The 20,522-nt window shown below is 67.0% G+C and carries 20 protein-coding genes and 2 pseudogenes; 8 read left to right on the top strand and 14 right to left on the bottom strand.

Annotated features, from left to right (window positions below; genetic code table 11):
- The first annotated feature begins 7 nt into the window (after positions 1-7).
- The 4 genes from OHA98_RS28395 (at position 8) to OHA98_RS28380 (ending at position 4,268) form a co-directional block, all read left to right on the top strand.
- Positions 8-1,528: an aldehyde dehydrogenase (NADP(+)) gene (locus OHA98_RS28395; protein ID WP_266929629.1), complete on the top strand. Its 1,521-nt coding sequence runs from the start codon at positions 8-10 to the stop codon at positions 1,526-1,528.
- A complete protein-coding gene (locus OHA98_RS28390) occupies positions 1,525-2,136 on the top strand; it encodes a DUF1349 domain-containing protein (protein ID WP_266929627.1) in 612 nt (203 codons plus the stop codon). Before OHA98_RS28395 ends, OHA98_RS28390 begins: the two co-directional genes overlap by 4 nt.
- 285 nt (positions 2,137-2,421) lie before the next feature.
- On the top strand, positions 2,422-3,708 hold the full coding sequence (locus OHA98_RS28385) for a cytochrome P450 (protein ID WP_266929625.1): 1,287 nt from the start codon (positions 2,422-2,424) through the stop codon (positions 3,706-3,708).
- 83 nt (positions 3,709-3,791) lie between these two features.
- On the top strand, positions 3,792-4,268 hold the full coding sequence (locus tag OHA98_RS28380) for a GNAT family N-acetyltransferase (RefSeq protein WP_266929623.1): 477 nt from the start codon (positions 3,792-3,794) through the stop codon (positions 4,266-4,268).
- 230 nt (positions 4,269-4,498) lie between these two features.
- Here the strand turns inward: OHA98_RS28380 and OHA98_RS28375 are convergent, their stop codons facing one another.
- The 4 genes from OHA98_RS28375 to OHA98_RS28360 all read right to left on the bottom strand — a co-directional run bounded on the left by OHA98_RS28375 (position 4,499) and on the right by OHA98_RS28360 (position 6,965).
- On the bottom strand, positions 4,499-5,305 hold the full coding sequence (locus OHA98_RS28375; protein WP_266929622.1) for an STM4013/SEN3800 family hydrolase: 807 nt from the start codon (positions 5,303-5,305) through the stop codon (positions 4,499-4,501).
- A gap of 46 nt (positions 5,306-5,351) precedes the next feature.
- Positions 5,352-6,101, bottom strand: coding sequence for a nucleotidyltransferase family protein (locus tag OHA98_RS28370; RefSeq protein ID WP_266929620.1), 750 nt, complete (start codon positions 6,099-6,101; stop codon positions 5,352-5,354).
- 325 nt (positions 6,102-6,426) lie between these two features.
- Complete coding sequence (locus tag OHA98_RS28365) at positions 6,427-6,756, bottom strand: hypothetical protein (protein ID WP_266929619.1); 330 nt, start codon at positions 6,754-6,756, stop codon at positions 6,427-6,429.
- Complete coding sequence (locus OHA98_RS28360; RefSeq protein WP_266929617.1) at positions 6,753-6,965, bottom strand: hypothetical protein; 213 nt, start codon at positions 6,963-6,965, stop codon at positions 6,753-6,755. The genes OHA98_RS28365 and OHA98_RS28360 overlap by 4 nt, the downstream gene beginning before the upstream one ends.
- 710 nt (positions 6,966-7,675) lie before the next feature.
- On the opposite strand from OHA98_RS28360, the gene OHA98_RS28355 reads away from it, so the two are divergent.
- Complete coding sequence (locus tag OHA98_RS28355) at positions 7,676-9,007, top strand: tetratricopeptide repeat protein (protein WP_266929616.1); 1,332 nt, start codon at positions 7,676-7,678, stop codon at positions 9,005-9,007.
- Positions 9,008-9,069: 62 nt separating this feature from the next.
- On the opposite strand, the gene OHA98_RS28350 is transcribed toward OHA98_RS28355, so the two are convergent.
- The 5 genes from OHA98_RS28350 to OHA98_RS28330 form a co-directional block, all read right to left on the bottom strand.
- Positions 9,070-9,480, bottom strand: a complete 411-nt coding sequence (locus OHA98_RS28350; protein ID WP_266929614.1) for a phage terminase small subunit P27 family — start codon at positions 9,478-9,480, stop codon at positions 9,070-9,072.
- 839 nt (positions 9,481-10,319) lie between these two features.
- Positions 10,320-10,817, bottom strand: coding sequence for a hypothetical protein (locus OHA98_RS28345; protein WP_266929612.1), 498 nt, complete (start codon positions 10,815-10,817; stop codon positions 10,320-10,322).
- A 2-nt stretch (positions 10,818-10,819) separates the two neighbouring features.
- Positions 10,820-11,056 (bottom strand): hypothetical protein, encoded by a 237-nt coding sequence (locus tag OHA98_RS28340; RefSeq protein WP_266929611.1) that lies wholly within the window; start codon positions 11,054-11,056, stop codon positions 10,820-10,822.
- Positions 11,057-12,049: 993 nt separating this feature from the next.
- The gene (locus OHA98_RS28335; RefSeq protein WP_266929609.1) at positions 12,050-12,394 is read right to left on the bottom strand and encodes a hypothetical protein; all 345 of its coding nucleotides are present in this window, start codon (positions 12,392-12,394) and stop codon (positions 12,050-12,052) included.
- A gap of 8 nt (positions 12,395-12,402) precedes the next feature.
- Entirely contained in the window at positions 12,403-13,758 is a 1,356-nt protein-coding gene (locus OHA98_RS28330) for a recombinase family protein (protein WP_266929607.1), read from the bottom strand.
- 290 nt (positions 13,759-14,048) lie between these two features.
- Here OHA98_RS28330 and OHA98_RS28325 point away from each other — a divergent pair, with 290 nt between their 5' ends.
- Both OHA98_RS28325 and OHA98_RS28320 read left to right on the top strand, forming a co-directional pair.
- A complete protein-coding gene (locus tag OHA98_RS28325; protein ID WP_266929606.1) occupies positions 14,049-14,756 on the top strand; it encodes a DsbA family oxidoreductase in 708 nt (235 codons plus the stop codon).
- An 85-nt stretch (positions 14,757-14,841) separates the two neighbouring features.
- Positions 14,842-15,907, top strand: a pseudogene (locus OHA98_RS28320) (aminotransferase class V-fold PLP-dependent enzyme).
- A 39-nt stretch (positions 15,908-15,946) separates the two neighbouring features.
- On the opposite strand, the gene OHA98_RS28315 reads toward OHA98_RS28320, so the two are convergent.
- Complete coding sequence (locus OHA98_RS28315; RefSeq protein WP_266929605.1) at positions 15,947-16,495, bottom strand: MarR family winged helix-turn-helix transcriptional regulator; 549 nt, start codon at positions 16,493-16,495, stop codon at positions 15,947-15,949.
- Between the two features lie 144 nt (positions 16,496-16,639).
- Here OHA98_RS28315 and OHA98_RS28310 point away from each other — a divergent pair, with 144 nt between their 5' ends.
- A complete protein-coding gene (locus OHA98_RS28310) occupies positions 16,640-17,710 on the top strand; it encodes an alkene reductase (RefSeq protein ID WP_266929604.1) in 1,071 nt (356 codons plus the stop codon).
- Between the two features lie 41 nt (positions 17,711-17,751).
- Here the strand turns inward: OHA98_RS28310 and OHA98_RS28305 are convergent.
- The 4 genes and pseudogenes from OHA98_RS28305 to OHA98_RS28290 form a co-directional block, all read right to left on the bottom strand.
- Positions 17,752-18,456, bottom strand: a pseudogene (locus OHA98_RS28305) (VOC family protein); the annotation flags it as partial.
- A gap of 103 nt (positions 18,457-18,559) precedes the next feature.
- Positions 18,560-18,979, bottom strand: a complete 420-nt coding sequence (locus OHA98_RS28300) for a GNAT family N-acetyltransferase (protein ID WP_266929602.1) — start codon at positions 18,977-18,979, stop codon at positions 18,560-18,562.
- A 195-nt stretch (positions 18,980-19,174) separates the two neighbouring features.
- Positions 19,175-20,068: an ectoine hydroxylase gene (gene thpD / locus OHA98_RS28295; RefSeq protein ID WP_266929600.1), complete on the bottom strand. Its 894-nt coding sequence runs from the start codon at positions 20,066-20,068 to the stop codon at positions 19,175-19,177.
- A gap of 3 nt (positions 20,069-20,071) precedes the next feature.
- Positions 20,072-20,470 (bottom strand): ectoine synthase, encoded by a 399-nt coding sequence (locus OHA98_RS28290; RefSeq protein WP_136328578.1) that lies wholly within the window; start codon positions 20,468-20,470, stop codon positions 20,072-20,074.
- Positions 20,471-20,522 lie beyond the last annotated feature (52 nt).

The following is a 20,522-nucleotide window of genomic DNA, read 5'->3' as shown; positions in this document are numbered from 1 at the left end:
AAACACGGTGGCAGCAGCACCAGTCTGGAGCGTCGACCCCCGAACCGGGAACCCGCGTGAGCAGGTTGCGGTGGAGGCTACGGCCGAGGACGTCGACCGCGCGGTCGGGGTAGCCCACGCCGTACGCGACGCGCTCGCCGACCGCACCGTACGCGCCGCGTTCCTGCGCACCGCCGCGGACCTGCTCGGCGAGGCCGGGGAACAGGTCATCGAGGCCGCGGACGCGGAGACCGCGCTCGGACCGGCCCGGCTCACCGGGGAACTCGCCCGTACCGCGGCACAGTTGAGGGCCTTCGCGGAGGCCGTCGACGAGGGCGCCTACCTCGACATCCGCATCGACCACGAGGACGCCACCAGGACCCCGCCCTGGCCCGACCTGCGCCGCTACAGGATCCCCCTCGGTGTGGTCGCCGTCTACGCGGCCGGCAACTTCCCGCTCGCCTTCTCCGTCCCCGGCGGCGACACCGCGAGCGCGCTCGCGGCCGGCTGCCCGGTCGTCGTCAAGGCGCACCCCGACCACCCCGCGACCTCCGAGCTGTGCGCCTCCGTGCTCCGCCGTGCCGCCGCCCGGGTCGGACTGCCCGAGGACGTGCTCACCCTGGTGCACGGCTTCGAGGCGGGCGTCGAGCTGATCGGGCACCCGCTGGTGAGCGCGGCGGGCTTCACCGGCTCCGTACGCGGCGGACGGGCCCTGTTCGACGCGGCGGCGGCCCGGCCCGCCCCGATCCCCTTCCACGGCGAGCTCGGCTCGCTCAACCCGGTCGTCGTCACCGAGGCGGCCGCCGCCGAGCGCGGTGAGCAGATCGGCGCCGGGCTCGGCGGCTCGATGACCATGGGCGCCGGGCAGTTCTGCACGAAGCCCGGCTTCGTCCTGGCCCCCGCGGGCGAGGCCGGTGACCGGCTGCTGAAGGCCCTCGCCGAGACGGTCGGCGCCGCCGGTGCCGGAGTGATGCTCGGCCACCGGATGCGCGACGCGTTCCTCGCGGGCGTCCGGGAGCGGGCCGCGCTCGCGGACGTGGAAGCCCCCGTCATCCCCGGCGCGGGCGGCGAACACACCGTCAGCGCGGGCTTCCTGACCGTACCGGCCGCACGGCTCACCGCCGAGGGCCCGCACGACGCGCTCCTGGAGGAGTGCTTCGGCCCGGTCACCGTCGTGGCGCGGTACGCGTCCGAGGACGAGATCACCGCGGTGCTCTCCCGGCTCCCGGGCAACCTGACCGCCACCCTCCAGATCGCCGCCGAGGAGGCCGCGGGCGGCGCGGCCGGACTGCTCGCCGCCCTCACACCGCTCGCCGGGCGCGTCCTCGTCAACGGCTGGCCGACCGGCGTCGCCGTCGCACCGGCCCAGCACCACGGCGGCCCCTACCCGGCCTCCACCTCCACGTCCACCTCCGTCGGCGCCACCGCGATCGAGCGCTGGCTGCGCCCGGTCAGCTACCAGGGCACGCCTCAGGCCCTGCTGCCGCCGGAGCTGCGGGAGGACAACCCGCTGGGACTGCCCCGCCGCGTGGACGGACGACGGGCATGACGATGAACATCCCCGAACTCCCCTTTCCGCTCCTGCCGTTCGGCCCGGACGGCGACTGGTCCTACGCGGACGGGGTGCTGACCGGCCGGGCCGGTGCCCGCCAGGACCGCTTCGTTCCCCCGGGCGGCGACGCCCTCGACTCCGCCACCGACGCGCCGCGCCTGCTGGCAGCCGTTCCGGACGGGGACTTCCAGCTGAGCGCCCGTGTACAGGTCGGCTTCCTGGCCGCCTTCGACGCCGGGGTGCTCTATCTGCACGCCGGTGAACGGGAGTGGGCGAAGCTCTGCCTGGAGCTCTCCCCGCAGACCCCGACCATCTGCACCGTCGTCACCCGTGGGCACTCCGACGACGCCAACTCCTTCGTCGTGGACGGGGACACCTTCTGGCTGCGGCTCAGCCGCACGGGCGGCGCCTTCGCCTTCCACGCCTCGGCCGACGGCGAGACCTGGACCTTCGTCCGCGTCTTCACCCTCGGCACCCCCCAGGAGCGGGCGTCCGCGCTCGCCGGATTCCTGGTGCAGTCGCCCACCGGTGAGGGGTGCGGCGCGGTCTTCGACCGGATCGGCTTCCGGGCCGAGGGACTGAAGGACCTGCGCGACGGCAGCTGAGGCGCCACCCGCCCGCACCCGCCCGCAGAGTCGGCCGCCCCGGCCCGCCCTCCGTCAACCGCCCCGGCCCCGCTCACCACATGAGCGGGGCCGGGGCGGTTCACCGGGTCCCGGACCCTCGCTCGCCGCCCCGCGACCCGCGGCAGGTACGGCCCGCGGTGCCGTTCCGTCGGCCCGATGGGGACGCCCGCGCACCGGTCCGGCAGGATTTCCCCTCCCGCCTCCTTCTGGTACCGGTATCGGCACCGGCCCTGTCCGTCCCACCTCACAGATGCGAGCACCAGCATGTCCGTACGTTCCGCGATGACGACCTGGCTCACGCGCCGCTACCTCGCCCGCCTCAGGTCCAAGGGCACCTCCCTCGACCTCTCGAAGCTGCCCGACGCCGCGTTGCTGCCGCTGCGCCGCGACGGCCTCGACCCCGTGCCCGAGATCGGGGCGCTGCGCGACCGTGAACCGGTCAGCAGGCTGCCGATCCCGGGAATGACGGTCTGGCTGGTCTCCGGATACGAGGAGGCCAAGCAGGTCCTCGGCGACGCCCGCGCCTTCAGCAACGACTTCGCCCACCTCGTCGGCCGCACCGGTGTCGTCGAGAACCACCAGCCGGGCGGCCTGGGCTTCTGCGACCCGCCGGACCACACCCGTCTGCGGCGCCTGCTCACCCCCGAGTTCACGATGCGCCGCCTGGGCCGTCTCACTCCCCGTATCCACGCGATCGTCGAGGACAGCCTGGGCGGACTGGCCAAGGCGGCGGACGCAGAGGGCCGGGTGGATCTCGTCGAGCACTTCGCGCTTCCGGTCCCTGCCCTGGTCATCTGCGAACTGCTCGGCGTCCCCTACGCGGAGCGGCAGGCGTTCCAGCAGTTCTCTGTGGCACGCTTCGATGTGCTCGGCGGCGTCGGCGCGTCCTTCGGCGCCATCTCCCGGTCCCGCGACTATCTGCGTGGCGTGGTCGAGCAGCAGCGCCGCTGCCCCGGGGACGGCCTGCTCGGCATGCTCGTCCGCGAACACGGCGACAGCGTCACCGACGAGGAACTCACCGGTCTCGCCGACGGCGTCCTCACCGGCGGCCTGGAGACGACCGCGAGCATGCTCGCCCTCGGCACGCTGATCATGCTCCAGGACCGCGAGCACTTCACCGCGCTCCGCGACGCCGAGGACCCGGCCGCCGTCGTGACGCCCTTCGTCGACGAACTCCTGCGCCATCTCACGGTGGTCCAGACGGCCTTCCCGCGCTTCGCCCGCGAGGACCTGGAAGTCGGCGGCGTCCGGATATCCGGCGGCGACATCGTCATCGTCTCGCTCAGCGCCGCCGACCGCGACCCGCGCCTGGGCCCCGCGATGGACTCCTTCGACCCGTCGCGCCCGCCCCCCTCCTCCCACCTGGCCTTCGGCCATGGCATCCACCGCTGTATCGGAGCGGAGCTGGGCAGGATGGAACTCCGGGCGGCCTTCCCCCCACTGGTGTCCCACTTCCCCCGGATGAGCCTCGCCGTGCCCCCCGCGGAACTGGAGTTCCGGAAGCTGTCGATCGTGTACGGAGTGGACGCGCTGCCGGTGTACCTGGACTGATGGACCGTCAGCGGGACGCCCCGGGGCCGGGCCTCCGTGGTGGGGGCGCAACCGTGACCGGGGTCCGGAGCGTCCCTCGCGTCATGATCAGAACAGCGACCCCCGCCGATCTCGACGCGATAGTCCGCCTGCACACGGAGGCGCGTGCCACCTACTACCAGGACCACCTGCCGGTCGAGGAGTACGCGGGCGAGGCCGAGATCTCGCGCAGCCGCGAGGGCTGGGCCGGTGCCATCGACCGTCCCGGGGCCACGGTCCTGTGCGCCGAGCGGGACGGCGCGCTGGCGGGGGTCGCCGCCTGCTCCGTACGCGACGGGGTCATGCATCTCACCCAGCTCCATGTCGCCCCGTCCCAGTGGCGCACGGGCATCGGCACCGCCCTGCACACCGCCTGCACCGACGCATGGCGGCGCGCCGGCGTGCGGACCGCCCTGCTGGAGGTCTTCGCGCCCAATGTCAGGGCCCAGTCCTTCTACGCCCACCACGGCTGGACCCAGGACCCGGACACCCCGCGCGACGGGGACCATCTCGTCCTGCGTCTCACCCTCGGGAATCAGTAGGTCCGCTTCTGCGTTCGACCTGGGTGCGGGGGCGTCCTCCGTACCGCCCGAGAGCCTGGAGAGAAGAAGAGTCATGCGCGTCGAGATCTGGAGCGACATCGCCTGCCCGTGAACCAACGGAACCATAGGTTACCGCGAGGCTCTGACCAGCGTCTATGCGGCGGGAGTTGAGCAGCGGGAAGCCCCGCTCGGACGGGAGGTTCGAGCGGGGCCAGGGGGAACGCGGGAGGCTACTCGGCAGCAGGCATCAGAGATTCCGAGTAGGGCACCGTCCACACGGACGGATGGGCAATACCGTGGCCGTGGTAGCCGTCTTCCCCGAACGCCTCACCGTGGTCTGCGCACAACAACACGAGCCACGGGCCGGTGCTCGGCGCGACTTCAAGCAGTCGGCCAAGCTGGCCGTCCGCGTAGGACAGGGCTGCACACTGGCTCTCCCAAGAGTCTGCTGTTTCGCCCGGCAGATACACATGGTGCGGCGTATGAGTGGCGGACACGTTGAGGAACAGAAAGAGCAGTTCCCCCGGATCCTGTTCCTTGAGAACCCGCAGCGCGATGTCTACCTGATGGCGCGTGGAATCTGGGCAGTCGGTTCCCGTCTGCGGACTCCAGTAGCTCTCTTGGAAAAGACCCGGCAGAACGCGGCCCAATTTCGTTTGAGACGAGAAGAAGCCGACACCCCCGATGCACACCGTGCGGTATCCCAGCCCTGATAGCCCCGTCACGATGTCCGGTGCGTCAAAGACGAAAGTCCGTTGCCGGATCGTCGTTCCACGCATTGCCTGACAGGCAAGGAGTCGGCCAGGGCGAGCCGGACCGGACGGGACGGGAAGAAATCCGGAGAAGAACGCCATGTGCGCAGGGAGCGTGAACGATCCCTGCGTACGTCGCTCCTCCCACAATCCATCCGGTAAGACGCTCTCCAGGTTCGGTGTGCGCCCGGCATGGTTCGCAGCCCGCGCAACGTCGTAGCGCAATGAGTCGAACGTGATGAACAGAACGTGATGGCTGCCGATTACCTCGTTCGCGTTGATCACAGTTGTAGTTTCCTTCCGGCTCATTGGGCCGACGTTGACCCGTGTATCAGGTGTTTGGATCCGTGGTGTGGAATTCCGGGGCCAGCATTCCCCCCGAGTTCCGGACTTCCTTGGACGCTTGCACCACGTCCTTTACGGTGTCGATGCCCCGCCAGTAGCCCGAGAGGCGGTAGCCGATAAGCCGGTTATCTTTGGCGAGTTGAGGGAAGGTGCTGTCCTCGTGGTCGCCCACGTCTGGGAGCATGGCGACCACTTCGGGGTTGAATACGTAGATTCCCGCGTTGATCCAGTACGGAAGCTCAGGTGACTGGACGAAGCCCCGAATGCGGTTGTCGTCGTCCAGGTCGGCAACACCCCAGTTCGACCGGTAGGGGGAAAGTGCGACCGTTACGGCCCCGTTGTGCTTCTCGTGGTAGGTGGAAAGATCCGCCAACGAGAATGTGCTGATCACGTCGCCGTTGAGTACGAAGAACGGTGCAGCAGGATCTGGCAGCCGGCGAGCACCAAATTTCAGCCCACCGCCACGGCCCAGAGGCTCGTTTTCAATGGCATACCGGATTTCTACACCGAAGCGGGAGCCATCGCCCGCGTACTCCGAAATCATTTCGTGCTTATATCCGCCACTGATCACCACGGACTTCACACCGTGCTCAGCGAGCCACGCCAGTTGGTAGCCGACGATGGGGGTACCGGCTACGGGGACCATCGCTTTGGGTGCGTCATCGGTGTACGGACGCATACGGGTCGCCTGACCACCTGCCAGGATCAGAGCCTGTGTCACCGGGGCTGCCGCCATGTCGTGCGCTCCTTCGAAGTCCAACAGGTGCCCGCCTGGCACCGGTTGGGGGCATCCTTTCAGTGTTTGCTCCGCAGAGGGCGGAGCCCGCCCCGGTAGCGCGCTCGACCTGTCCAAGGGTTGACGCGGATCGATCTACCGGGGCGGGGATTGTGTGCCCGATCTCGCCAGACCGGGTACCCGCTATCAGCGGAAGACCGGCCGTGATGGTTACCGGCCTTCCTGGGAAGCCCCCCCAATAGCGGAGTTGAGTCCCGTCCCTGTCGGGATTCCGAATGGAAGCAGGGGAGCCTCGAATTCGGTTACGTCCGGCAGGGACGGGGGATTAGGGGTAGACCGACGCCATACCTGTGCGGTGGAACCGGTCTAGCTCGTCGAGTGCTGCGTTAACCGTTACTGTCATACGGGCCGCTTCCTCAAGCGTGATCCAACCGACCGCAATTCGGTGCTCGTCCTGTTGGCAGGTGTCACAGGGCGGGTCAATGCCGATGCCGTCGAAGTTGATGCCCACGCGCCTAAGCGCATTGACGAAATCTGTTGCTACATCTTCAGCGGCGCTACGGTCATCGTCGTTCCAGTACTCACGCCCGACCGGCAGGTACTCCATGCGGGTTCTTTCTCTCAGTATTTTCACCAGTTGCTTTTGCGGGATCATTCGGTGACGACAGCCAGACACGCCCGACAGTTCACGGCCCGCGCCCATTCGTCGGTCTCGCCGTTGGGTTTTCCTGCTCCGCAGATGGCGCGCCGGATCTTCATCTCTTCGTCCAGCACCTTGAGCTTGTGCACGATGAGAACGTCGTCGCCGACCGTTCCCGCTACGATCCGCTTTGAGTTGTCCGCCTTGCGCCTCGTGCCTTTCATGTCAAACCCCTCTGCCGTTGCTCGTGGAGCCTGCCCACCGCAGTAAGCTGCTTTCGCTCCCACGCTGTTGCCGGTCGCAACCTTCGGAAGTGAACACGCCAGACAAGGCCCGTGGGTCGCACCATCACGACAAATTCCCCATCGACTTCCCGCACGACACCGGGCATCTCGTAGTCCTGATCGAAGATCACCGCACCATGACTGATGGAGTCCAACGTCGTGAAGAATTGGGCGAGACGGGTAGTACGAGGAGTCTTGGCAACAGGATGTCGCGCGCTCACCCGGGGAGCCTCTGGCGCACGCCTCTCCTCAACTGCCGGAGCCGACGAGAATTGCCTAGTCATTGCTCCAACCTCCTTTGCAATCCGGCCCGTACGGCAGCCAGGACGGTTCGGGTCGGCCTGGCGTACGGCCCTCGCCGGACGCCAGGCGGCATCGGGACCCACATGGGAAACCAGGACTCGTCCGGGGTTGCCTCCCAGCGCTTTCGCTGCCGCTCTGCCAGCTCAGCGGGGGGGTAGCGCGAGCCGGCGGGACCCTCTTGCCGCGCGCAGCACCCTGCTCTGTTCGGCGTCTGGGGACTCCACCACGGTCGCTCTCCTCTCTCCCTTGCTTGTTCTAGGCAACCGCGCAGTCACACTCGGCGGTACCTTGGGGGAGAGAGCAGAAGTTAAGAGCGTTAAGCAGTCAGCGCACGGGAGTTGGGGCCAGTGACGACACGACAGCCGAACGTCGAACTTGAGCGGCTGTACCGCGAGAGCGGGTGGACCTTGCAGCAGTTCGCCCAAGCGATCAACCGCATCGGTACGGAGCACGGAACCCCCCTTACGTACACAAAGCCTTCGGTACATCAGTGGCTACAGGGGCACATGCCGCGCGAAGCGGTCCGCCCGCTCATCCTCGAAGCGCTGGCCCGAAGACTTCACCGCCCCGTTACGAGTGTCGAAGCTGGCTTCCCTCTGTCGCCCGATCAGATGAAAGAACCTTCCAACCCCATAGAGGGGTTGTTCGATTTAGACAGGGCGGACATGGACCCGTCCCGGCGGGGCGTTCTCGGCGCGGGACTGTTCTCGGTGGCGCTCACCATTCCGGGCTGGCCCGATGTGGTGGGCCGAATGGATGCGATGAGGACTGATCCACAGCGACGCATCGGACAATCTGAAGTCCGGGCAGTAAAGGCAATGACTGACCGGCTGTCAGATCTCGATGACGAATTCGGTGGGCGCTATGCGCGTCCCATGGCTGCCGCTTTCCTGGTCAACACGGTTGCCCCCTACCTGAAGGCGACCGCATCAAGCGAAACCCGCAAGTCGATGGTTTCTGCTGCCTCCTTTCTCTGCTATCTCACTGGCTGGATGGCAGTAGACGAAGGGGCGCACGGCCGAGCACAGGAATACTACGTAAAGAGCCTGGAACTCGCGGGCGCCAGCGGCGACCACATGACTTACTGCCACGTACTGCGCGGCATGTCGGTTCAAGCTGCGAATCTTGGTCACGGCGTACCGGCAGTGCGACTTGCGAATGCTGCCGCAGAGGCATCGCCCGAGTCCGGCCCCCGCATGCGCGCTTTTATGGCAGGGCAGCAAGCCCACTCGTACGCTCTAGCAGGAGAAAAGGCAAACGCACTCAGCAGTCTACGCGAGGCAGAACGAGCCGTTAATCGAGCGGAAAGTCAACTCGAAACGTTTGGTGGCTTCAGTTCGGCGACTTTAGCGTATTCCACAGCGGAAGTACGGCACGCTTTGGGTGACACGAAGGGGAGCATTGAATCCCTTCAAGATCACTTCCGGTTGCGAGATTCCACCGACAGTAAGAGGTCGGAGATTCGGTTCGGTGCAATGCTAGCGGAGAGGCAGCTTGAAATCGGTCACCTTGAGGCGGCGTGTGCTACTTGGGCTGTTGCCCTGGATTCCTATCCAGAGATTCACTCAGGGCGAATCGATGAACAGGTAGGCAGGATTCCATCTCTTCTCTTTCCTTACCGGTCAAATCCAACAGCACGGCAAATGTACGAGCGTTCCCGCGAACTCTGCACCAAATGAAGAAAAGCCCCGCGCTCACCACCCAATCAGGGAGGCGAGCGCGGGGCTACATAGTGGCGCGGTCAGTCCCACACATCCGAGTCGTAACTCTCTGAATCCGGCGCCGTGATCGCCGTGCGAGCGCTCGGCGAGAGACCCAATTCGCGGATGTAGCGCGCGAGTTGAGTGCGGTACTGCGCTGCGATGGTCGCCGCCCCGTTCTTCACCGTTCCCCGCTCGGCTGTCACCAGAAGCCCCCGTTCCGAAAGGTCCCGCTCGGCCTGATCGACGCGGGCGACACACACGCACATGTCCTTGACCGTGGTGTGGTCCACGTCGCCGATCCCGGCGGAAACTTCCAGGATGGGGACGACGCGCCGCCATTCCTCCGATGCGACTTCCCGGCAACGGGCGTTCGCCGGTTCAACAGCAGGATCGGATGAGGGCGGGAACGCTCCTGACCAATCCGGCTCGGCGAGGATCGCACGTGGCACGACCACGCCCTCTCGAATCTTGGAATGTGACACATTTCCCTCACGTGCGCGCTGGATAGCGGATTTTGGTCTGTATCTGTCAGCCATGCATTTTCACTTCCTGGTAATGGGGATCTCCAAAAACAGCCACAGCCCCGGCGCGAGTAGTTTGCCTCCCTGCCGCTCAGTAGCGAGAGGGGAAAGGGGTCACCCCCTGGTCAGAACGGCGGACGCTCGGACGCCTCACGCCGTGAACGTGCTTCGGCAGCAAATCCACCCGGTTGATTGTGTGCTGTCTCGCCGTTGTGGCATGTCACGCACAGCGGACGCAGATTCTTCGCAGCATCCGGTTTCAACTCGCCCCGAGCGATCAACTCACGGCGACTCAAAGGGAAATGGTCAGCCACGTTCGCCGCGCGACCGCACAGCACACACCAAGGGTTCGCGTACAGGTACGCCTTACGGATGCGCTGCCAACGCGTTGTGTAGACAGCTCCACCACGCGAGGCGCGTTCCTTATTCGCTTTCCGCTCGTGCTCGGCACAGCGTCCCCCTGCCGTCAGCTCGGGGCATCCGGATATCGGGCAGGGGGTACGGGGTTTATGCGGCACGGGGGCCATCCGGCGGGATGACCGGGGGATCAATTGGGGTCCCGTCCGAATGGCGAGGTGTGAGGTCCACCACGGTGAGCCGGCGAGGGTCGGCAGGGTTTCGCAGCTTTCGAATCCCTCGCGGCATCGCGGTCCCGCCTCGTGGATTCTCGTCCGGCGAATCGGACCACACGGGGCGCCCCTCGCCATCACGCGGAAAGTACGGGTAATCCCCGTTCGGTCCGGGGTCGAGTGCATCAGTGGCCATGATCAGTCTGTCCCCGAAATGTAGGATTCCCGCGCTTCGTCCAACTCCCGTGCGAACTCTGCGGCACGCGCCTCTGCCTGCTTTTCTACGGCTTCCTTGATCTCCTCAAGAAGCCGCCCGTCATACCAACGCTGTTCAGGCGCGGTAACCGGCTCACCCAACGCGGTCTGTGCTCGCTGGGCTTCCGTAACGACGTGACCCCGCTTGTAGCGTGCCGCCCGATATTCGACGTACGCAGCGAACCACGGCTCATCGGTGAGCAGTTCAACAAACCGTTCGTGTGCATCGTCGCCAGAATCTGCGGCGATCCGGGCTCGATCCATCCAGGAAGTAGCAACTCCACGGTTGTAGGCAACCGACCTTTCAGCACGCCGTGCCGCTTCCGCCTCTTCCGCAGCCTGCAACTGTGCCTCAGCGTCCGCGAGCGGAGCCGATACCTTCTCTGCCTGCGCACGCAGCTTCGCGACCCGCTCAGCAGCCTTCTCGATGTCGGTAGCCATAGTCACTTACCACCCTTGCTCACGTCGCGCCCGTGCTGCGCGGCAATCTTCTTGTCGTTCTCGTAGTAGCCAAGGCTCATGCGGGCAGTGACCCCCATGCGGTCGTACACATCAGGGTTGGAATTCTGGAGTGCAGCAAGCTGCTCCATGGACTCATCCCGCTCCCATGTGTCAGCGCGGGTCTGACCCTTGTCGCGCTTCCCGTCCAGGAAGTCGGCTCGGCTGAGGTATTCGTTCACGGTCACTCCTTGTGTGCTGTGTTCGGGCATGAAAAATCCCCCGCGACATGTCAGGGGGGAGCTGGTTCCTCTATGCGGCTTGCTGTGTTCGGCGCTGCCGGTAGTCGGCCTGTTTGCAGCGCGGCGAACAGAAACGTCTAGGTCGGCCCCTGCCGCCCCATCCGGCGGGCTCGGAGCAATGGGCGCACCGGGCGGCCTGGCGGGCTTCCAAGGCGTCCTCTGCGGCTTCCTTGAGGTCTTCCTGTGCGTTGATGCAGTCGTAGCCCGCCTCAAGGTTGTAGTCACAAAACCGTTTGCGCGGGTGCCACACCTCGAACAGCTCGCCGCATAGCGGGCATGGCTTCATGGGCGGGCGGTCCCGGGGCTGCTTGGCGCGGTGGGCAGCCTGTCGGCATGCAGGGGAGCAATAACGTTCCTGTCGGCCAGTCAGGTACTCACCGCAGCGTTCACAGTGGTCTAGCTGGTCGTCGTTGGAGTAGAACCCCACGAACGGTCACCCCCTCGGGAGCGGGACGAATCCGGATGACGTGTCACGGTCTCTGGTCCTTCCTTAGTTTTCTTAGTTCGTTCCATTTTTTGTTACGCGTCAAAAAAATAAGTAACTCGTCATCCTTCAACCTCCTTCCGCTGTTGCTTGACTCTGCGGGCGTTCCACTGTCGGCAGTCGCCCGTGCAGAACCGGGGCGGACGCCCACGCCCCTCGTAGGTCACTGTGTTGAGGCAGCCCGGACGTTCGCACGGCAGCCCCCCTGAAAGCCCCTCAGCGGCCCGCAGGGCAGCCCGGATGAGGGATCGCACCTCGCTGGTGTCCATACGGCGTGAGCGGGCAAGGTGGTCCGCTGCTGTCTCTGCGCGCCGCAGCAAGCTGATAAGGCGTGGGTCTGGCATTCGTTCCTCACGGATTACAGGGCGGTGGGGTCTTCGTCGTGGGCGCGCAGCACGGAGCCCCGGCAGCCGATTGGGCTTCCGGGGCTCCGGTTTAGGTGTCGCGGGCTAACCTGCCGCGCGCTCAAGCCTCGTTCTTTCGACGTGAGCAAAGCCCGCGTCTAGTGAGGTCTCGTCCACGTCCTTGTCAATCCAGTCGATATCCATGCGCTTGCTAATTGGCGTGCGGTCTCCACGCCCCTTGGGAGGGTTCAGGACTATCTTTCGAATGGCGGCACGCAGTAGTGCGCGCTGGCCAGTGGGGCCCGCACTATCCCAGAGAAGCGCCAATGGCTTGGGGTGCACGAGCGTGGTTAGGTCGGCGTTCTTCGCCAATTCTTTTAGTTCGGCTTTTATTCCGGCTATCTGCTCGGAAAGGTTGCGGCGTAGGGAGTCGTAAAGCGTCTCATCCATCCCGCCTCCTAGGAAGAATTCTTTTTGCAGCTTGAGTTCCCGGGATGCCGCACTCTCCAGTGCTGCGTTACTTCCTGTTTGCGCTTTTCCTTTGCCGGGTCCTTGTAGTCGAGCCACTTGCGGGCGATTGCATGGATGACATCTGATTCTGGCGAGAGGCTGAGGATGTGGGTTTCCCAAAGCCCTGCCAACTCTTTGTCAATCCTGGCGCGGTCCGTCGAAATCCCCTTGCACGACGACTCGCCTTGCCGCTGCCGTGCCTGGCATCGATAGTTGATCCCACCGTTTTCCATCGGCCCTTTGCACCGCCCGCAGCGAAGAAGGTCAGTCAGGATGGCGACTATCTCACGCTTTCCTCTAGAGCGATCTCCAATTGTTGTGCCTGGGTGAGCGCGGTCAGCGAGGATGCTGGAAATCTTGACATGCTCGGAGAATGAGATAACGCCCTTCCCTAGTGGGATTGGGTGTCCCGACTTGTCGAGCAGTGGCGTACCGCCGCGATGGTATTTATCGAGTTCGTTCCCATGTGCATCGCGCATTTTCTCGCGGTTGGCAACCAGGCCGGCCCACGTGACGGAATGGGCAAGGCTGATGATTCCCGAGTCCGTCCACTTGCGCCCGTGGCGTGTCGGGATTCCTTCGCTGTTGAGCTTGTTGGCTATCCATGCGGGAGTTTTACGGTTCAGCAAGTAGACGGCAATCCGGCGGGCTGTGGCATATTCCTTTGGGTCGTGTGCAAGCTTGCCAGATCCTTTGGGTGAATAGAGTCCATAAGGTGTTACGCCGCCCGTCCATTTGCCCTCTGACTTGTTCGCAGTGATGCTCAACTTTGCGAACTGCGAGATGTCTGCGGCTTGCTCGCGTGCTTGCTCTGAAAGAATTGCAAGGATCATGCGAGATTTGGATGAGTCGATTCGTTCAGCCGTGACACAGATTCGTGCTTTCTTGGTGTCGAACTCGTCCAGCAGTAGACCAACCTGCCCCATTCCTCTACGGGAAAGGCGGCTGGTCTTGAAAACGTAGAGCGTTTTGGAGAGCCCTGCAATTATCGCGCCTGTGGCCTTCTCGAATTCTTCGCGTCGCACACTTGCCTTGCTCGCGCTCCGCTGTTCAAACCACAGGTGGCGAATGCTTTTGTTCTCGCTTCGAGCGTGCCCGCACATTTCCCTTACCTGCTGCCGCAAAGAGGTGACGGTGTCCTTTTTCTTGCTGCGGCGCAGGTACATTTCCGCCAGCGCGGAGGGTTCGCCCGTTGCGGGCTCCCAAAGCCCCAGCTCTCGCAACTCGGCATCCTCGAATCCGAGCGAGCGCAGCGTGGCGATGTCGTCGCGTTCCATGGTCATCCGTTCGCCGAAGGTGACCACCTCGTGACCCTGCGGTTGGTGTGCTGGTCGCGCCCCTACTCAGTTGTGGAACGCGGTGAGATCCCTCGTCCCGTCCCTCTGTAGGGACGGAGGGATTCCCGCCTCCCACTGGTTTGTGGGGGCCAGGGAGTTCCTGCCTCCCCCGCAGTAGGGACGGAAGGTCTCCCATGTCCTGTAGGGAGCAAGGGATTCCCCTCTACCTCTTTGTAGAGAGCGAGGAGTTCCTTTCCCTGGTCTCAACGGAAGAGCGGAGGTATCCAGCACACGTGTTTTCGCAGGTCAGACGTGGTATGGCTCCGTCAGTCCATGCCTGCCCGTGGTGCTACATCGGCAAGGCCCGGTTCGAGAAGGGCCTGGCGGAGTTCGCCCACCGGGACGAGGTCGAGGTGGTGCACCGTTCCTTCGAGCTCGACCCGGGCCGGTCCAAGGGTGACACCGCGCTGGTGATCGACATGCTGGCGCAGAAGTACGGCCGTACCCGCGAGGAGGCCGCGTCCATGGAGGCCAATGTGGCGGCCAACGCGCAGGCCGAGGGGCTCGGCTACCGCACCGAGGGACGCGATCACGGCAACACCTTCGACATCCACCGGCTGCTGCACCTGGCCAAGGCCCGGGGCCGCCAGGACGAGCTGCTGACCCTCGCCTACAGGGCCAACTTCGCCGAGGAGCGCTCGGTCTTCGACGACGAGGTGCTGGTCCGGCTCGCCGTCGAGGCCGGGCTCGACGAGGCCGAGGCCCGCTCGGTGCTCGCCGACCCCGAGGCGTACGCGGACGACGTACGGGCCGATGAGTGCGAGGCGTCCGAACTGGGCGCCGGCGCCGTGCCGTTCTTCGTGCTCGACCGGCGCTACGGGATCTCCGGCGGCCAGCCGTCCGAGGTGTTCGTCAAGGCGCTGGAGCAGGCCTGGAAGGACCGTCCGGCCACCGCGCTGACCGCGATCGGCGAGGACGGGGCCGCCTGCGACGCGGGCGGCGCGTGCGAGGTTCCGCAGGCCTGAGCACGCCCTGTCATAAGAATTCCTTGGGTGCACCCCTTAACTCTTCGCAATTGACTATGAGTTAAGGGGCCCTCAGGCTTGGGGTATGGAGATCTCTTCGCTCAGCCTCAGCCAGGCGGTGGCCGCCGAGTTCGCGCCGGAGACCACGTACCTGAACAGCGCCAGTTGCGGGCTGCTGCCCCGCCGTACCGTCGAGGCCGTCAAGGCCCTCGCCGACGAGACCGCCGCCGAGGGGCGGGGCGGCGCGGGCAGCTTCGAGGCGGTGGAGGCCGCCCGCGCCGGGTTCGCCCGGCTGGTGGGCGTCGGCGCCGACCGGGTCGCCACCGGAAGCTCGGTCGCCGTCCACGCCGGGCTGATCGCGGCGTCCCTGCCGCCGGGTGCCGAGGTCCTGGCCCCGGAGGGGGAGTTCAGCTCGGTGGTCAGCCCGTTCGCGCTCCGCGGTGATCTGCGGATGCGTTACGTCCCGCTCGCGGACCTCGCCGCATCGGTACGGCCCGGGACCGCGCTCGTCGCCTTCTCGGCCGTGCAGTCCGCCGACGGGAAGGTCGCCGACCTGGACGCCGTCCGGACGGCCGCCGCCGCGCACGGCGCCCGGACGCTGGTCGACGCCAGTCAGGCGGCGGGCTGGTTCCCGCTGGACGCAGGTGCGTACGACTACACCGTCACGGGCGGCTTCAAATTCCTGCTCTGCCCCAGGGGGCGCCTCGTTCCTCACGGTGACCGAGGAGGCGCAGTCCGCCCTGCCGCCCGTGTTCGCCGGCTGGGTGGCCGCGGAGGACCCCTGGAACAGCACGTACGGCCCGGTCGAGCGGCTGGCCGCCACCGCCCGCCGCTTCGACGCACCGCCCGCCTTCCTCGCCTACCACGGGGCCGAGCACTCCCTCGCGCTGCTGGCGGAGGTCGGTGCCGACGCGCTGTACGCCCATTCCACCGGGCTCGCGGCCCGGTTCCGCGAGGGGCTGGCGGGCATCGGGCACACGGCCGTCCCCGGTGAGTCGGCCATCGTCGCCGTACCCGGACTCGGCAGCCGCGAACCCGATCTGGCCGCGGCCGGGGTCATGGTCTCGGCGCGGGCGGGCAATCTCCGGGCGGCCTTCCACCTCTACAACACCGAGGCGGACGTGACGCGCGCACTGGACGTCCTGGGCTGACGTCCTGGATGTCCGGGGCTGACGCGGTGCGCCCGGGGGTCAGGAGACTCCCGGGCACCCCTCGGTCTCCGCGCAGAGGTTCGACTCCACCTTGGCCAGCAGCCGCGCCAGTTCCGCGCGCTCGGCGGGACCGAGGCCCGCGAGGGTGTGCTCCTCCAGACTCGTCCACGCCGCCTCCACCGCGGTGCGCAGGGCACTGCTCCCGTCCGTGGCCTCGACCAGGACGGCCCGCCGGTCGGCCGGGTCGGGGCGGCGGCGGACGTGCCCGGTCTGCTCCAGGCGCTGGAGCATCTTGGTGACCGTGGAGGGGTCGAGGTCCAGGGCACGGATCAGCTCCGACTGCCGGACCGCGCCCGCGTCCCACAGGTGCATCATCAGGAATTCCTGGCCCGGGTAGAGGTCCAGCCCCCTGAGCAGCTTGCCGGCCGTGATCCGGTGCAGCCGGGAGATCCGTGAGACGGCATGGCTGAGCGGGCCGCCGCGCGCCGCGCTGGGCAGCGCGTCGGTACAGGAGCCGCCGTCGGCGGTCCCGGCGCTTTCGGCGGTCCCGGTGTTCGCTGCGGGGTCCGTGGCGTGGGCGGTGGTCATCAGGGCTCCTCGGGGCGGGGCTACGGCGGGTCCGATGATGCCCCGGCAGCTTCCCCCAACTTTACCTTGGTCGGCCAAGTAATGCGCTACAGTGGCGAACGGAGCCAATAGTTGGCCGACCATGTAAATTCTTCGGGAGCTCTCATGACCACCGTGTTCGACCCGATCGACCTCTCCGGCACCCAGCTCACCAACCGTGTCGTCATGGCGCCGATGACCCGCAGCCGGGCCGGTGCGGGCGGCACGGCCACCGACGACACGGCCGAGTACTACGCCCAGCGCGCCTCGGCCGGGCTGATCATCACCGAGGGCATCCAGCCGTCGGCGGTGGGCCAGGGCTACTCCGACACCCCCGGTCTCCACAGCGCGGTGCAGGTCGCCTCCTGGCGCAAGGTCACCGACGCCGTGCACGCGGAGGGCGGCCGGATCTTCGCCCAGCTCATGCACACGGGCCGGATCGGCCACCCGGTCCTGCTGCCGGACGGACTGGTGCCCGTCGGCGCCTCCCCCGTGAAGGCGGAGGGGCAGGCCTACACCCATGTCGGGCCGAAGGACTTCGTGGAGCCGCGCGAGCTGACCGGTGACGAGGTCCGGGAGACCGTCGCGGACTTCGTCACGGCCGCCCGCAACGCCGTGGAGGCGGGCTTCGACGGTGTGGAGGTGCACGGCGCCAACGGATATCTCATCCACCAGTTCCTGGCGCCCAACACCAACCTGCGCGAGGACGAGTGGGGCGGCTCGGACGAGGCCCGCATCCGCTTCGCCGTCGCCGTCGTCGAGGCCGTCGCCGCGGAGATCGGCGCGGAGCGCACCGGGCTGCGCATCTCGCCCGGAAACCCGTACAACGGCATCGACGAGCCCGCCCCGGACGCCGTCTACACCGCGCTGACCGCGGCGATCGACCCGCTGGGACTGGCGTACCTGCACATCATGGAGGCGGTGGAGATCCGCGAGCTGACCCTCGCACTGCGCAAGCGGTACACCGGCACCCTGATCATCAACGTCCTGTCGGACGGCCCGACCGGGCCCGGCCACCACACGGTGATCGACGACGGGATCGCGGACCTCATCTCCTACGGCGCGCTCTTCCTCGCCAACCCGGACCTGCCGGCCCGCCTCAGGGCCGGCGGCCCGTACAACACCCCGGACCGCGCCACGTTCTACGGCGGCGGCGCCAGGGGATACACCGACTACCCGGCGCTGGACACCGTCTGAGGGCCGGCCGCTCACGCCCGCACGGTTTCCCGTACGGCTCCTCAGTCCAGCGGGGCGCCGTGCCACTTCCAGGAGGTGCGGCGGGCCCGGCCCGGCAGTTCGGTGCGGCCCGTGGACCACAGCAGGGCGCTCCACCGGTCCACGTCCGCCGGGGCCTCGGGGAAGAGCCGGGCGAGTACCCGGTCGCACAGGGCGGCGGGCGGCGCCCACGGGATGCCCAGCCCCTCGGCGATGTCCTGCGTGTGGACCAGGGTCTCCACGATGCCCATCGCGGCGAACCCCTCCGGGTCGGAGACGCCGTGCGAGTGGTACGACCGGACCCCCGCCGGAGTCGTCCGCACCATCGCGGCCAGCAGCGCACCGCTGGCCTCCAGTGTCCGGAGCAGACCGGCGGAACCGGCCGCGCGGTCCGCGAAGACCGCGTTCGCCGGGCCGCCCGTACGCTCGGCACTCCACCGGTAGGGGACCTCGCCGTCGAGCGGGGGCGTGCGCGGGCCCAACTGGACGGCGTACGCGAAGAGATCGTCGCTCAGGTGCTCCGCGGTCTCCCAGCAGGTCCACTCCAGCGTCCCGGCGGGCGCCTCCCAGCGGTCGGCCGCCGCCGCGCCAAGAGCGTCCACCGACAGCCGGACGGCCGACGTCACGTCGTCCGCGGTGACCGGCGGCCGGGCACCGGTCGCCGCCACGCGTTCGGCGGCACCGCACTTCACACAGAATTCGTTGTTCCCGGGATCTCCCATCACCGCAATCTAAGGGCTGTCCCGCGCGCCCGCCAGGGATTACGGGACAGCCCTCAGCGGCTCCGGAGTCTCGGCACGGTGGTGTCGACCCTGGTCAGCGGGAGCGGGATCACACCGTGCGGTGCATCCCCACCGAGGCCGGCGCGGTCTCGCGGAAGCCGAACTTCTCGTAGAGATGCCGGGCATCGCCGTCGGCGATGAGGGAGACATAGGCGCCGGCCGGGGCCCGGCGCTCCAGCTCGCCGGTCAGTTCGGCCATGATGCGCTTACCGAGACCCCGCCCCTGATGGCCGGGGAGGACACAGATGTCGACGACCTGGAAGAAGCAGCCGCCGTCGCCGATCACCCGACCCATGCCGACCGTCTCACCGCTGTGCCGGATCTGGACCGCGTGCCAGGTGTTCGGCAGGCTCAGCACCGCGGCCTCGCGGGACTTCGCACTCAATCCCGCCGCGGGCCGCAACCGCAGATAGGTCTCGACGGTGGGCAGCTCGACGGACAGTTCGTAAGGGTCAGGGTTTGTCTGCATGTATTACATGCTAGATGAGGCCGGCAGTCGTCGCCGATGCGGGCCCGGCCCCCTTGAGGCGCACCAACAGGGCAAAGGCCGGTGGGTACGGCCCTGGTCGCCACCCTCACCGGTGGCAGGGTTCCGGTCCGGCCGGTTACGGCGGTGGGGGCGGAGCGGTACGCCGCCCCGCCCCCACCGGTTCCGCCTCCCGCGCTACCTCACCGGAGTGAAGTCCCGCGCCCCGATGAACTCCGGGCGGCGGACCGGAGCCGCGAAGGGCTCCTCGGCCGCGTTCTCCACGCTGTTGAACACGATGAAGACGTTGCTGCGCGGGTACGGGGTGATGTTGTCGCCCGAGCCGTGCATGCAGTTGCAGTCGAACCAGGTCGCCGAACCGGCCCGCCCCGTGAAGAGCCTGATGCCGTGCCGGTCGGCCATCGTCGTCAGCGCCTCGTCGGACGGGGTGCCGGCGTCCTGCATCTGCAGGGACTTCTTGTAGTTGTCCTTCGGCGTCTCGCCCGCACAGCCGAGGAACGACTTGTGCGAACCGGGCATGATCATCAGCCCGCCGTTGGTGTCGTAGTTCTCGGTCAGCGCGATCGAGACCGACACGGCCCGCATGTTCGGCAGACCGTCCTCGGCGTGCCAGGTCTCGAAGTCCGAGTGCCAGTAGAAGCCCGAAGCCCCGAAGCCCGGCTTGACGTTGATCCGCGACTGGTGGACGTACACGTCCGAACCGAGGATCTGGCGGGCCCGGCCCACCACCCGTTCGTCGCTCACCAGCCGGGCGAAGACCTCGCTGAGCCGGTGGACCTCGAAGACGGACCGTACGTCCCGCGACTTCGGCTCTATGATCGAGCGCTCGTCGGCGCGTACCGCCGGATCGGCGATCAGCCGCTCGAGTTCCGCGTGGTAGACGGAGACCTCGTCCGGAGTGATCAGCTGGTCGACGGTGAGGAAGCCGTCGCGTTCGAACCCCTGGAGGTCCTTCACGGCGACCGGCCCCGGTGCGCCGGGCGCGGACCAGATGACCGGGTCCTGGCGGGGAGTGGTCATCTCGGCGGCGCCGCGCGAGGGATACCGGTCGGCGCGTACTTCGGTGGTCATGGTTCAGCCCTCCTCGGTCAGCAGTGGGTAGACACCGTTCTCGTCATGGTCCTCCCGTCCGGTGACGGGCGGGTTGAAGACGCAGACGCAGCGGAAGTCGGTCTTCGGCCGCAGCGTGTGGTGCTCGTGCCCGTCCAGCAGGTACATCGTGCCGGGGGAGATCCAGTGCTTCTCGCCGGTCTCGTCGTTGGTCAGCTCGGCCTCGCCCTCGGTGCAGAGCACCGCCTCGATGTGGTTGGCGTACCACATGGAGGTTTCCGTGCCCGCGTAGAGCACGGTCTCGTGGAGCGAGAAGCCGACCTTCTCCTTGGCGAGCACGATGCGCTTGCTCTCCCAGGTGCCGGACGCGGCCTTCACATGCCGGTCGGTGTTCTCGATGTCACTGAACGATCGGACGATCACGGTGGGTCGGTGCCTTTCTCTTGACAACTTCTCTTGTGCGGTGGGAGTTACT

This window comes from Streptomyces sp. NBC_00654 (genome assembly GCF_026341775.1).
In the GTDB taxonomy this organism is placed as follows: domain Bacteria; phylum Actinomycetota; class Actinomycetes; order Streptomycetales; family Streptomycetaceae; genus Streptomyces.
The sequence above is the reverse complement of the archived record's forward strand: the minus strand, read 5'-3'. Positions and strand labels throughout refer to the sequence as shown.

Coding starts and splice junctions, on each gene's coding strand:
- OHA98_RS28300 (WP_266929602.1), bottom strand. CDS start 18,979: ATGCAGACAAACCCTGACCCTTACGAACTGTCCGTCGAGCTGCCCACC.
- OHA98_RS28345 (WP_266929612.1), bottom strand. CDS start 10,817: ATGGCTACCGACATCGAGAAGGCTGCTGAGCGGGTCGCGAAGCTGCGT.
- OHA98_RS28335 (WP_266929609.1), bottom strand. CDS start 12,394: ATGGATGAGACGCTTTACGACTCCCTACGCCGCAACCTTTCCGAGCAG.
- OHA98_RS28385 (WP_266929625.1), top strand. CDS start 2,422: ATGTCCGTACGTTCCGCGATGACGACCTGGCTCACGCGCCGCTACCTC.
- OHA98_RS28315 (WP_266929605.1), bottom strand. CDS start 16,495: ATGACCACCGCCCACGCCACGGACCCCGCAGCGAACACCGGGACCGCC.
- OHA98_RS28360 (WP_266929617.1), bottom strand. CDS start 6,965: ATGAAAGGCACGAGGCGCAAGGCGGACAACTCAAAGCGGATCGTAGCG.
- OHA98_RS28325 (WP_266929606.1), top strand. CDS start 14,049: ATGGCTCCGTCAGTCCATGCCTGCCCGTGGTGCTACATCGGCAAGGCC.
- thpD (WP_266929600.1), bottom strand. CDS start 20,068: ATGACCACCGAAGTACGCGCCGACCGGTATCCCTCGCGCGGCGCCGCC.
- OHA98_RS28365 (WP_266929619.1), bottom strand. CDS start 6,756: ATGATCCCGCAAAAGCAACTGGTGAAAATACTGAGAGAAAGAACCCGC.
- OHA98_RS28380 (WP_266929623.1), top strand. CDS start 3,792: ATGATCAGAACAGCGACCCCCGCCGATCTCGACGCGATAGTCCGCCTG.
- OHA98_RS28310 (WP_266929604.1), top strand. CDS start 16,640: ATGACCACCGTGTTCGACCCGATCGACCTCTCCGGCACCCAGCTCACC.
- OHA98_RS28390 (WP_266929627.1), top strand. CDS start 1,525: ATGACGATGAACATCCCCGAACTCCCCTTTCCGCTCCTGCCGTTCGGC.
- OHA98_RS28370 (WP_266929620.1), bottom strand. CDS start 6,101: ATGGCGGCAGCCCCGGTGACACAGGCTCTGATCCTGGCAGGTGGTCAG.